The sequence below is a fragment of the Bradyrhizobium genosp. L genome (genome assembly GCF_015624485.1).
Lineage (GTDB): Bacteria > Pseudomonadota > Alphaproteobacteria > Rhizobiales > Xanthobacteraceae > Bradyrhizobium.
The window spans coordinates 4,643,126-4,655,164 of sequence record NZ_CP061378.1 but is presented as its reverse complement, the minus strand read 5'-3'; the positions used below and the strand labels follow the sequence as shown (position 1 = coordinate 4,655,164).

The 12,039-nt window shown below is 63.8% G+C and carries 10 protein-coding genes; all 10 read left to right on the top strand.

Annotation, left to right across the window (positions count from 1 at the left end; all coding sequences use genetic code 11):
* Positions 1-344: 344 nt before the first annotated feature.
* The 10 genes from IC762_RS22090 (at position 345) to rpoB (ending at position 11,926) form a co-directional block, all read left to right on the top strand.
* Entirely contained in the window at positions 345-1,091 is a 747-nt protein-coding gene (locus tag IC762_RS22090; protein WP_195784336.1) for a response regulator, read from the top strand.
* A gap of 47 nt (positions 1,092-1,138) precedes the next feature.
* Positions 1,139-2,428, top strand: a complete 1,290-nt coding sequence (locus IC762_RS22085; protein ID WP_246801148.1) for an ATP-binding protein — start codon at positions 1,139-1,141, stop codon at positions 2,426-2,428.
* 369 nt (positions 2,429-2,797) lie between these two features.
* Positions 2,798-2,989 (top strand): preprotein translocase subunit SecE, encoded by a 192-nt coding sequence (gene secE / locus IC762_RS22080; protein WP_195784334.1) that lies wholly within the window; start codon positions 2,798-2,800, stop codon positions 2,987-2,989.
* 20 nt (positions 2,990-3,009) lie between these two features.
* Positions 3,010-3,543, top strand: a complete 534-nt coding sequence (gene nusG / locus IC762_RS22075; protein WP_195790233.1) for a transcription termination/antitermination protein NusG — start codon at positions 3,010-3,012, stop codon at positions 3,541-3,543.
* A 131-nt stretch (positions 3,544-3,674) separates the two neighbouring features.
* Positions 3,675-4,103: a 50S ribosomal protein L11 gene (gene rplK / locus IC762_RS22070; protein WP_065748151.1), complete on the top strand. Its 429-nt coding sequence runs from the start codon at positions 3,675-3,677 to the stop codon at positions 4,101-4,103.
* Between the two features lie 6 nt (positions 4,104-4,109).
* Positions 4,110-4,802, top strand: coding sequence for a 50S ribosomal protein L1 (rplA, locus tag IC762_RS22065; RefSeq protein ID WP_195784333.1), 693 nt, complete (start codon positions 4,110-4,112; stop codon positions 4,800-4,802).
* A gap of 95 nt (positions 4,803-4,897) precedes the next feature.
* Positions 4,898-5,851: a 2-hydroxyacid dehydrogenase gene (locus IC762_RS22060; RefSeq protein WP_195784332.1), complete on the top strand. Its 954-nt coding sequence runs from the start codon at positions 4,898-4,900 to the stop codon at positions 5,849-5,851.
* A gap of 565 nt (positions 5,852-6,416) precedes the next feature.
* On the top strand, positions 6,417-6,935 hold the full coding sequence (rplJ, locus tag IC762_RS22055; protein ID WP_195784331.1) for a 50S ribosomal protein L10: 519 nt from the start codon (positions 6,417-6,419) through the stop codon (positions 6,933-6,935).
* A gap of 53 nt (positions 6,936-6,988) precedes the next feature.
* Positions 6,989-7,366, top strand: a complete 378-nt coding sequence (rplL, locus tag IC762_RS22050) for a 50S ribosomal protein L7/L12 (RefSeq protein ID WP_195784330.1) — start codon at positions 6,989-6,991, stop codon at positions 7,364-7,366.
* A 441-nt stretch (positions 7,367-7,807) separates the two neighbouring features.
* Positions 7,808-11,926 carry a DNA-directed RNA polymerase subunit beta gene (gene rpoB, locus IC762_RS22045; RefSeq protein WP_195784329.1) on the top strand — a complete coding sequence of 1,373 codons (4,119 nt, stop codon included), beginning with the start codon at positions 7,808-7,810 and terminating at the stop codon, positions 11,924-11,926.
* Positions 11,927-12,039 lie beyond the last annotated feature (113 nt).

Genomic DNA, 12,039 nt, shown 5'->3' with positions numbered 1-12,039 from the left:
CGCACTGGCGCAACCCGACAACAACGCCATCGCGAGCGCCGCCCCGGCAAGCGCGGATGACCGATTGTACCCATCACAGCGCAACGCACGGCCCGTGCTCCGCGCACCGGTCGCAGCAGCCGACTGAAATTGGATTTCCATATCCCCCTCGAACGACCGCTCACCCCTTAACGATCGCACGTCACGGTAGAGCAGGCCCGCCCAGGCCGGGATTAAGAGATATTAAGTCAGATGTAGATCGCGAAACCGCGCGACCTATTTGAGCCACATTTACACTCGCACGCTTAACAAAACGCAATATTTGCGCGCTGCGCGTCTGCGGCAGACGCCTCTAAAATGTCGTGATGCAAATCCTGGAACATGACCGCGTGGCTTTCCCCGTCACCAACGCGCGCATCCTCTGCGTCGAGGACGACGCCGATATCGCGCGCATGCTGGCCGAAGTGCTTGAAGATAGCGGCTTCAGGCCGCTGCTCGTCGGTTCGGCCGTCGAGATGGACGTGCTCCTCAGGCGCGAGAGCTTCGACCTCATCGTGCTCGACGTGATGCTGCCGGGCGAGGACGGACTGAGCATCTGCCGGCGGCTACGTACCTCGTCCTCGATTCCGATCATCATGGTGACGGCACGCGGCGAGGATATCGACCGCATCCTCGGCCTCGAGCTCGGTGCCGACGACTATGTCACCAAGCCTTTCAACTCGCGCGAATTGGTGGCGCGCATCCGCGCGCTGTTGCGCCGTGTCGAGAGCGGCTCCGAGTCGCGCTCCAGACCGCGGCCTTTGACCTTCGCCGGATGGCGCATCAATCCCACCACCCGCGAACTGCATGATCCCGCCGGCGTCAGGATCATGCTGACCGGCGCCGAGTTCGATCTGCTGCTGGCGTTCTGCCGCAATCCGGGGCAGCTGCTGTCGCGTGAGCAACTGATCGAGCAGGCCTTCGGCGGCCTGGTCGCGTCGGTCGAGCGCAGCGTCGACGTTCATATCAGCCGCATCAGGCAGAAGATCGAGCCGGATCCAAGGGACCGTTCGATGATCAAGACGGTGCGGCTCGGCGGCTACGTGTTCACGCCCGCGGTCGAGCAGATCTGATGGGATGGGCGCAGCGGCTCATGCCGCGCAGCATCGCTGCGCAGATCATGAGCCTGGTCGCGCTGTCGGAATTGATCGGCATCATGCTCGCGGCGGTGACCCTGATCTTCCTGTTCGACTCACCCTCGATCAACGACACGCAGAAGTTTCTGGCAGGCCGGGTCGCGGAGCTCACGCAGCTCTTGCGTTCGACGCATACGCCGGCCGAGGTGGACGGGCTGCTGGCCGCGGCCAGGCGCGGCGGTCTCGACGTCAGGCGGGTCGCCCTGAGCGAACTCGTGCCGCGAGCGGCCGGAGAGACGCGGCCGTTCTCCATGAGAGCGTTTCGGCAGCTGGCGGCCGAGCCTGGAATCGAGTTGCTGGAGGACGTGCGTCATCCGACCGGCTCGTCGTCGCAGGTGATCGTGAAGCTCGACGACGGCCAAGCCCTGATGGCCGACGTCAGGGTCGAAGACGGCTTTTGGCCCTTTCTGCTGCGCCCGGCCGCTGCAATGCTGATCATCGTGCTGATCTCCATGCTGTTGCTGTCGGTCTATGCCGTGCGCTGGGTGATCGCTCCGCTCGCCGAAGTCGCGAACGCCGCGACCTCGTTCGGCCGTTCGCCGCGGGCCACGGAGGTGCTTCGCCGGCGCGGTCCGCTCGAAATCGCTCAAGTCGCCGACGCCCTTAACGACATGCGCACTCGGATTCGTGCGCTGCTCGACGACCGAACCCGTATGCTGGCTGCCATCAGCCATGATTTGCGGACGCCGCTGACGCGGCTCAGGTTGCGCGCCGAGCGCGTCGCTGACGAAACTTTGCGCACGGCGATGCTCGGCGACATCGTCAAGGTGACGCGGATGATCAACGAGACGCTGGAATATCTGCGCGAGGATGCGCGCTCGGAGGCGGTCTCGCGCATCGATCTTCCGAGCTTTCTGCAGACCATCTGTTCGGACTTCGCCGACACGGGCCATGCGGTGTCCTATGCCGGCCCCATGCGTCTGCCGTATTTCTGCCGACCCCGAGCGTTGTCGCGCGCCGTCACAAATATCGTGGAGAATGCGGTCAAGCACGGCAGCACCGTCATGGTGGCGCTCCGGCTCACGGAGTTGGACCACATCGAGATCGAGGTCATCGACGACGGGCCCGGCATTCCGCCCGCGCTGCGCGACAAGGTGTTCGAGCCCTTCTTCAAGGCCGACAGCGCTCGGCAGGACAGCGGCGGCTTCGGGCTGGGATTGTCGATCGCCCAGGACATTGCCAAACGTCATGGTGGCAGCATCGAATTGAAGCCGCGGGAGCCGAGCGGGTTGCGGGTATCGATGCTGCTGCCACCAGAGCCCGTCTCGGGCTAGATTGGCCGCAACGGGCAGCACGGCCTACCTGTGAGGGCGCGCCGCTGGTTTCGTCGGCGGGAAACCCTGGATCGGGCCGGATGCCGGCTAAGCCCCTGATTTTAGGCGGCCAATGCTGGTGTGTGCCAAACCCGGCCGGGACGGGGTGTGGCCTCGCCGACCTTGACCTTTGGCCGGTTGCGCAGTAGATACCGCCCACTCGCAGCCGGCCCCCTTAGATGGTGGATATCCGGCGCGGCCAAAATTCCCCCGAACATTCGAGCTCGTCGATCGGCTCAACCTTCCAAACGAGGGCTGGGTCCGCGAGAGCGGCTGTTCGGATTCCTTGAAACAGAGCAACGGCGTCCGGCGACGGACGTGGACCCAACGATGGCCTTCAGCCCGTTCAAATTCCTGCAGGAAGTGCGCTCGGAGACCGCCAAGGTCACCTGGCCGACCCGCCGCGAGACCACGATCACCACCATCATGGTGTTCGTCATGGTGGCGCTGGCTTCGGTCTTCTTTTTCGCGGCGGATCAGATCATCCGCTATCTGGTTACCCTGATCCTGGGCATCCACTGATGAACACCGCAACCCAATTGATCGACAGGCGCTGGTACATCGTCCACGCCTACTCGAACTTCGAGAAGAAGGTCGCGGAATCGATCCGCGAGCAGGCCAAGCAGCGCGGACTGGAAGAGCTGTTCGAGCAGGTGCTGGTGCCGACCGAGAAGGTCACCGAGGTGCGCCGCGGCCGCAAGATCGACGCCGAGCGCAAGTTCTTCCCGGGCTACGTGCTGGTGAAGATGAAGCTGACCGACGAGGCGTTCCATCTGATCAAGAACACCCCGAAGGTGACCGGCTTCCTCGGCGCGGAAAACAAGCCGATGCCGATCTCCGAGGCCGAGGCGATGCGCATCCTGCACCAGGTGCAGGAGGGCGTGGAGCGGCCGAAGGCGTCGGTGTCGTTCGAGATCGGCGAGAACGTCCGCGTCGCGGATGGCCCGTTCGCCTCGTTCTCGGGCGTGGTGGAAGAAATCGACGAGGCGCGCTCGCGCGTGAAGGTCGCGGTGTCGATCTTCGGCCGCGCGACCCCGGTGGAACTGGAATTCGGTCAGGTCGAAAAGGTGGTCTGACCGGACGACGTGAGGTATACGGCCTCGCGCTCATAAAGGCCGTGGGAGGGAGGAGGCGGGTTGCCAGCCCCTTCGACCGAACCACGGAACCTGAAACCGCCGGCGACCTGCCGGCACAACAGGAGTGATCAATGGCAAAGAAAGTGACCGGATACCTGAAGCTTCAGGTCCCGGCCGGTGCGGCGAATCCTTCGCCCCCGATCGGTCCCGCGCTTGGTCAGCGCGGTCTCAACATCATGGAATTCTGCAAGGCGTTCAACGCCCAGACGCAGAAGGAAGAGAAGAACACCCCGATTCCGGTGGTGATCACGATCTACGCCGATCGTTCGTTCACCTTCGAGATGAAGACCCCCCCGATGTCGTTCTTCCTCAAGCAGGCCGCCAAGATTCAGTCCGGCTCGAAGGCGCCGGGCCGCGACAAGGCCGGCCAGGTGACCAAGGCGCAGGTGCGCGAGATCGCCGAGAAGAAGATGAAGGACTTGAACTGCGACTCGATCGAGTCGGCCATGAAGATGGTCGAGGGCTCTGCCCGCTCGATGGGTCTGGAAGTTGCGGGGTAACGGGCCATGTCGATCGGAAAGCGTTTGAAGAAGGCCCGCGAGGGCGTCGACCGCGAGCACCTCTATCCGCTCGCTGAGGCCATCAAGATGGTCAAGGAGCGCGCCAAGTCGAAGTTCGACGAGACGATCGAGATCGCGATCAATCTCGGCGTCGACCCGCGCCACGCCGACCAGATGGTCCGCGGCGTCGTCAACCTGCCGAACGGTACCGGCCGCACGTTGCGCGTCGGCGTGTTCGCGCGTGGTGCCAAGGCTGAGGAAGCCAAGGCTGCCGGTGCCGACGTCGTCGGCGCCGAGGATCTGGTCGAGAAGGTGCAGGGCGGCACGATCGATTTCGACCGCTGCATCGCCACCCCCGACATGATGCCGCTGGTCGGCCGTCTCGGTAAGGTGCTCGGTCCGCGCGGCATGATGCCGAACCCGAAGATCGGCACCGTGACCATGGACGTCACCTCGGCCGTGAAGGGTGCCAAGGGCGGCTCGGTCGAGTTCCGGGTCGAGAAGGCCGGCATCGTGCAGGCCGGCATCGGCAAGGCCTCGTTCACCGAGGACAAGCTGGTCGAGAACGTCAAGGCGCTCGCCGATGCGGTCTCGAAGGCGAAGCCGGCCGGTTCCAAGGGCACCTACATCCAGCGCGTCGCGGTGTCCTCGACCATGGGCCCGGGCGTCAAGGTCGAGCCGGGCACCATCCTGGGCTGAGACTGGTCGCAGTCATGAGATAAAGAGGGCGGGATCGGGCAACCGGTTCCGCCCTTTGTTTTGGTGGGTGAAGCGTCTCGCAGGAAACAATAACAATGCCCGACAAGGTCCTGGTCTACTCGCGCTTTCCCAAGGCCAACCTGACGCGCTTCGGCGAGCGATATGAGCTCCTCAATGCCGCCGGCAAGCGGCTGAACGAGGCGTTCCCGGCGGCTGAACTCGCCGACGTCAGGGCCATGATCACGGCGGGTGGCACGTCGCTCAGCGCCGATGCGATGGACATGCTGCCGAAGCTCGGCGCGATCGTTTGCTACGGCACCGGTTATGACGGCATCGATCTCGCCGCTGCGGCGAAGCGGAGCATCGCGGTCGGGCACAGCCCGGGGGCCAACGCAGCCTCGGTCGCCGACATCGCGGTGACCTTGATGCTGGCATCGGTGCGGCGTCTGCCAGTGGCCGACAATTATGTCAGGAGCGGAGACTGGGCCGGTGCAAAACCGTCGCCGATGATGCGCCCGCAGGCCGGGATGCGCGGCCGCAAGGTCGGCGTCTACGGCATGGGCGAGATCGGCCGCAAGATCGCCGCGCGCGTTGCGGCCTTCGAGACCGAGGTCGGCTATTTCAGCCGCACCCGCTACGACCTGCCGTATCACTACCTGCCGAGCCTGGAGGCGCTCGCCGACTGGTGCAGCGTGCTGATGATCGCGGTCCGCGCCGGCGCCGACAACACCCACGCGGTCAATGCCGACATCCTGCGCCGGCTCGGCGGTGACGGCTTCGTGGTCAACATCTCACGCGGTTCGGTCGTCGACGAAAATGCGCTGGTCGGGGCGCTGAGCGACGGAACCATCGCCGGCGCCGGCCTCGACGTGTTCGCCAGGGAGCCGCATGCGCCTGACGCGCTGACGGCACTGCCGAACGTCGCCTTGTCGCCGCATCTCGGCGGCCATACCCTGGAATCCCACGTCGCGATGCAGCACTGCGTGCTGGCCAATCTCGACGCATTTTTCGCCGGCAAGCCGCTGCCCCACCCGGTGAGGGAACGTTGAAATTCCGGTCGGTCCTCCGCTCGACGAAAGGGGCTGAACTGGTCTGAAATTTGCTCTTGGCAAGTCGGACAAGAGCGGCTACATAGCCCCTTCCGGGCGTGCTGGCACTTGCTGGCATGTCCGTGCTCGTATTCCGAAAACCTGAGATGATAGGAGATCATTCCTTTCCGCATGCCCGCAAGGATGCTCGAAAGGAAGGAAACCCGTCGCCTCTGTTGGAATGCGCGCAGGGCGTTCGGCTTCGGCCGATAGTCCGATCCTGTCCAAGACTGCAGGCGCCCGCGAGAACTAGCGTTTTCAACGGCTTAATCGCATGGCCTGCATAGACGGGTGAAGACCGGATTTCGCACTTCAGGTCGCGGCATGTTCGCGGCGGAAGGCTGATTTGGTTCGAACCTCGACAGCCCAGGGCCGCAAGGTTGTGGGAGGGCAGGCTTCTAGATGTCGTCTTGCCCGACGTATCCCGACGGCTTCAAGCCCGAAGGAATCAGGTTTGGGCAGGACGATGGGTGCAACCCGGCGGTCCTGTCCTCGCGGAGAGGCCGCCAACCGGAAAGAGCTTGCTGTGGAACGAGCGGCAAAAAAAGAGGCGGTCGAACAACTCAACGAGGTCTTCAAGACCACGGGGGTTGCGGTCGTCGCTCACTATTCCGGCCTCACTGTGGCCCAGATGCAGAAGCTGCGCATGCAGATGAAGCAGGCGGGCGCGTCGGTGAAGGTCTCGAAGAACCGTCTCGCCAAAATTGCTCTTGAAGGCACTGACGTCGCAGCCATCGGCTCCCTGCTGAAGGGGCCGACCGTGATCGCTACTTCCAACGATCCGGTCGCGGCGCCAAAGGTTGCCATCGAATTCGCCAAGACGAACGAGAAGTTCGTCATCCTCGGCGGCTCGATGGGTAAAACCGTCCTGAATGTCGACAGCGTGAAGGCGCTCGCCTCACTGCCGTCGCTCGACGAACTGCGCGGCAAGATCGTGGGCCTCATCGTGGCGCCGGCGACCAAGCTCGCTCAGCTCGCCAACGCGCCCGCGGCCAAGCTCGCACGCGTCATTCAGGCTCATGCCTCAAAGGGCGAAGCGGCCTGACCCTTCGCTAATCTCAAACCTGGTTCGAACCAAACGTTTAAGGAACTGATTCAATGGCTGATCTGCAGAAAATCGTCGACGACCTCTCGAGCCTCACCGTGCTCGAAGCGGCTGAACTCGCCAAGCTCCTCGAAGAAAAGTGGGGCGTGTCCGCCGCTGCCGCCGTTGCGGTGGCCGGCCCGGCTGGTGGCGGCGCTGCCGCTGCTCCGGTGGAAGAGAAGACTGAATTCTCCGTCGTGCTGGCTGCCGCCGGCGACAAGAAGATCGAAGTCATCAAGGAAGTCCGTGCCATCACTGGTCTCGGCCTGAAGGAAGCCAAGGACCTGGTCGAAGGCGCTCCGAAGCCGGTCAAGGAAGGCGTCAACAAGGACGAAGCCGACAAGATCAAGGCCCAGCTCGAGAAGGCTGGCGCGAAGGTCGAACTCAAGTAATGCGCGATCCGGGGGCGCCGCAGGGCGCTCCCGGGCCGGGCGAACGGCGTGCGGCAGGTTGTCGCATTGTGTGCCGGACACAAAAAAGTGTGGGGATTCGTGGACTTACCCCTCGAATCTCCATTATTGCTATCCCATATCGGGAAGGCAGCGGAAAAACACGGTAGGCGGCGGGGGCGGCAGGGCTCCCGGCGGAAGCCGTTGGGAGACAGTCAGATTTCGGGCTTTTTCAGTCCGTGAAGCGGAACGTTCGGACGGGCGGGTGCAGTGATGCGCCCCGCGCGTCGCTTTGCGTTTTGAGGGCAGCAGCACAAGGTCCGGGGATTTAATTCCTGAACTTCAGCTTCGTTCCTTCGAGACGATTCGAAATTCAACCCGGGCCGGCAGCAGTCGTGTTCCGGAAGGTTCGCCAGACAAAGGCGACGAAAATGAGAGGCCACGATGGCGCAGCAGACATTCACCGGTCGCAAACGCGTACGCAAGTTTTTCGGTCACATCAAGGAAGTCGCCGAGATGCCGAACCTCATCGAGGTTCAGAAGGCATCCTATGATCAGTTCCTGATGGTTGACGAGCCGGTCGGCGGACGCCTGGATGAGGGCCTGCAGGCCGTATTCCGCTCGGTATTCCCGATCTCGGATTTCTCCGGCACCTCGATGCTGGAGTTCGTCCGCTACGAGTTCGAGCAGCCGAAGTATGACGTCGACGAGTGCCGTCAGCGCGGCATGACCTTCGCCGCGCCGCTCAAGGTGACGCTGCGCCTCATCGTGTTCGATATCGACGAGGAGACCGGCGCCAAGTCGGTGAAGGACATCAAGGAGCAGGACGTCTACATGGGCGATATCCCGCTCATGACGATGAACGGCACCTTCGTCGTCAACGGCACCGAGCGCGTCATCGTCTCGCAGATGCACCGTTCGCCCGGCGTGTTCTTCGACCACGACAAGGGCAAGACCCATTCGTCCGGCAAGCTGTTGTTTGCCGCGCGCGTGATCCCGTATCGCGGTTCCTGGCTCGACATCGAGTTCGACGCCAAGGACATCGTGTTCGCGCGCATCGACCGTCGCCGCAAGATCCCCGTGACCTCGCTGATGTACGCGCTCGGTCTCGACGGCGAGCAGATCCTGTCGACCTTCTACAAGAAGATCACCTACAAGCGGACCAAGGAAGGCTGGCGCGTGCCGTTCGACGCCAACCGCTTCCGCGGCTATTCGACCATCAACGACCTGATCGACGCCGACACTGGCAAGGTGGTGCTGGAGGCCGGCAAGAAGCTGACGGTGCGCAGTGCGCGCCAGATGCAGGAGAAGGGCCTCAAGGCGCTGCGGATGTCGGATGAGGAGCTCGTCGGCAACTATCTCGCCGAGGATCTCGTCAACCCGAAGACCGGCGAGATCTACGCCGAGGCCGGCGAGGAGATCACCGAGAAGTCGATGAAGCTCTTGAACGAGCAGGGCTACAAGGATTTGCCGCTGCTCGACATCGACCATGTCAACGTCGGCGCCTACATCCGCAACACGCTGTCGGCGGACAAGAACATGACGCGTGAGGACGCGCTGTTCGACATCTACCGCGTGATGCGTCCTGGCGAGCCGCCGACGCTGGATTCGGCGCAGGCCATGTTCCAGTCGCTGTTCTTCGATTCCGAGCGCTACGACCTGTCCGCGGTCGGCCGCGTCAAGATGAACATGCGCCTCGAGCTCGATGCGCCCGACACCCATCGCACGCTGCGCAAGGAAGACATCCTGGCGGTCATCAAGACGCTGGTGGACCTGCGCGACGGCAAGGGCGAGATCGACGACATCGACCATCTCGGCAACCGCCGGGTGCGTTCGGTCGGCGAGCTGATGGAGAACCAGTACCGGATCGGCCTGCTCCGCATGGAGCGCGCCATCAAGGAGCGCATGTCGAGCGTCGACATCGACACCGTGATGCCGCAGGATCTGATCAACGCCAAGCCTGCCGCTGCTGCCGTGCGTGAATTCTTCGGCTCCTCGCAGCTGTCGCAGTTCATGGACCAGACCAACCCGCTGTCGGAGATCACCCACAAGCGGCGCCTGTCGGCGCTTGGCCCGGGCGGTCTGACCCGCGAGCGTGCGGGCTTCGAGGTCCGCGACGTGCATCCGACGCATTACGGCCGGATCTGCCCGATCGAAACGCCGGAAGGCCCGAACATCGGCCTGATCAACTCGCTGGCGACCTTCGCGCGCGTCAACAAATACGGCTTCGTCGAGACGCCCTATCGCAAGATCAAGGACGGCCGCGTCACCGACGAGGTGGTGTATCTGTCGGCGATGGAGGAGGGCCGTTATCGCGTCGCGCAGGCCAACGTGCCGCTCGACGCCAAGGGCCGCTTCACCGAAGACCTGATCGTCTGCCGTCACGCCGGCGAAGTGCTGCCGATCACGCCGGACAAGGTCGACTACATGGACGTGTCGCCGAAGCAGCTGGTTTCGGTCGCCGCGGCGCTGATCCCGTTCCTCGAGAACGACGACGCCAACCGCGCGCTGATGGGCTCGAACATGCAGCGCCAGGCGGTGCCGCTGGTTCGTGCCGAGGCGCCGTTCGTCGGCACCGGCATGGAAGGCGTGGTGGCCCGTGACTCCGGTGCTGCCATCGCCGCACGTCGCTCGGGCGTGATCGACCAGATCGACGCCACCCGCGTCGTGATCCGCGCCACCGAGGATCTCGACCCGACCAAGTCGGGCGTCGATATCTATCGGCTGATGAAGTACCAGCGCTCCAACCAGTCGACCTGCATCAACCAGCGTCCGCTGGTGAAGGTCGGCGACATCGTCAAGAAGGGCGACATCATCGCCGACGGTCCGTCGACCGATCTCGGCGAGCTGGCGCTCGGCCGCAACGTGCTGGTCGCGTTCATGCCGTGGAACGGCTACAACTTCGAAGACTCGATCCTGCTCTCCGAGCGGATCGTGAAGGACGACGTCTTCACCTCGATCCATATCGAGGAATTCGAGGTGATGGCCCGCGACACCAAGCTTGGCCCCGAGGAAATCACCCGCGACATTCCGAACGTCTCGGAAGAAGCGCTGAAGAACCTCGACGAAGCTGGTATCGTCTACATCGGTGCGGAAGTGCGCGCCGGCGACATCCTGGTCGGCAAGATCACGCCGAAGGGCGAAAGCCCGATGACGCCGGAAGAGAAGCTCTTGCGCGCCATCTTCGGCGAGAAGGCCTCCGACGTCCGCGACACCTCGCTGCGCGTGCCTCCGGGCGTGCAGGGCACCATCGTGGAAGTCCGCGTGTTCAACCGTCACGGCGTCGACAAGGACGAGCGTGCGCTGGCGATCGAACGGGAAGAGATCGAGCGTCTGGCGAAGGACCGCGACGACGAGCAGGCGATCCTGGACCGCAACGTCTACAACCGCCTCGCCGAGCTCCTGGAGAACCGCCAGGGCATCGCCGGCCCGAAGGGCTTCAAGAAGGATACCAAGATCACCCGCGCGGTGCTCGATGAGTATCCGAAGTCGCAGTGGTGGCTGTTCGCCTCGCCGAACGACAAGCTGATGGCCGAGATCGAGGCCATGCGGAAGCAGTACGACGAGTCCAAGAAGGGCCTCGAGCAGCGCTTCCTCGACAAGGTCGAGAAGCTGCAGCGCGGTGACGAATTGCCGCCCGGCGTGATGAAGATGGTCAAGGTCTTCGTCGCGGTGAAGCGCAAGATCCAGCCCGGCGACAAGATGGCCGGCCGTCACGGCAACAAGGGCGTGGTGTCCAAGATCGTTCCGATCGAGGACATGCCGTTCCTCGAGGACGGTACCCATGCCGACATCGTGCTGAACCCGCTCGGCGTGCCGTCGCGCATGAACGTCGGCCAGATCCTGGAGACCCATCTGGGCTGGGCCTGCGCCGGCCTCGGCAAGCGCATCGGCCAGACCATCGACGCCTACTATCAGAAGCAGGATCTCAAGCCGCTGCGCGAGACCCTGAAGAAGATCTACGGCGAGGATGAAACCATCAAGTCGCTGAACGACAACGAGCTGGTCGAGCTCGGCCGCAATCTGAGCCACGGCGTGCCGATCGCCACCCCGGTGTTCGACGGCGCCAAGGAGGCCGACATCGAGGAGATGCTGAAGCTTGCGGGCTTCGACGCCTCCGGCCAGTCGACCGTCTACGACGGCCGCACCGGCGACGCGTTCGATCGCAAGGTGACGATGGGCTACATCTACATGCTCAAGCTGCACCATCTCGTGGACGACAAGATCCACGCGCGTTCGATCGGTCCGTACTCGCTCGTCACCCAGCAGCCGCTGGGCGGCAAGGCGCAGTTCGGCGGCCAGCGCTTCGGCGAAATGGAGGTCTGGGCGCTGGAAGCCTACGGCGCCGCCTACACGCTGCAGGAGATGCTGACGGTGAAGTCGGATGACGTCGCCGGCCGTACCAAGGTGTACGAGGCGATCGTGCGCGGCGACGACACCTTCGAGGCCGGCATCCCGGAATCGTTCAACGTGCTGGTCAAGGAAATGCGCTCGCTCGGCCTCAACGTCGACCTGCACAATTCCAAGGTGGGACCGGCGCCGACGTCGGAAGCGGCCGAGTAACGCTGTGATTTACGCCCGGCGCGAAAGCGCCGGGCCTTCGCGCTCCGCTCGGGACGTTGAGCGGGGCGTGGTGAGAAAATTTCGAATTTGCTGCCGGTGACGATCGGCACGCG

What these genes read in the sequence shown, in the direction of transcription:
- IC762_RS22085 (WP_246801148.1), top strand. Translation starts at nt 1,139, where the DNA reads ATGAGCCTGGTCGCGCTGTCGGAATTGATCGGCATCATGCTCGCGGCG.
- rpoB (WP_195784329.1), top strand. Translation starts at nt 7,808, where the DNA reads ATGGCGCAGCAGACATTCACCGGTCGCAAACGCGTACGCAAGTTTTTC.
- IC762_RS22090 (WP_195784336.1), top strand. Translation starts at nt 345, where the DNA reads ATGCAAATCCTGGAACATGACCGCGTGGCTTTCCCCGTCACCAACGCG.
- rplL (WP_195784330.1), top strand. Translation starts at nt 6,989, where the DNA reads ATGGCTGATCTGCAGAAAATCGTCGACGACCTCTCGAGCCTCACCGTG.
- rplA (WP_195784333.1), top strand. Translation starts at nt 4,110, where the DNA reads ATGTCGATCGGAAAGCGTTTGAAGAAGGCCCGCGAGGGCGTCGACCGC.
- secE (WP_195784334.1), top strand. Translation starts at nt 2,798, where the DNA reads ATGGCCTTCAGCCCGTTCAAATTCCTGCAGGAAGTGCGCTCGGAGACC.
- rplK (WP_065748151.1), top strand. Translation starts at nt 3,675, where the DNA reads ATGGCAAAGAAAGTGACCGGATACCTGAAGCTTCAGGTCCCGGCCGGT.
- IC762_RS22060 (WP_195784332.1), top strand. Translation starts at nt 4,898, where the DNA reads ATGCCCGACAAGGTCCTGGTCTACTCGCGCTTTCCCAAGGCCAACCTG.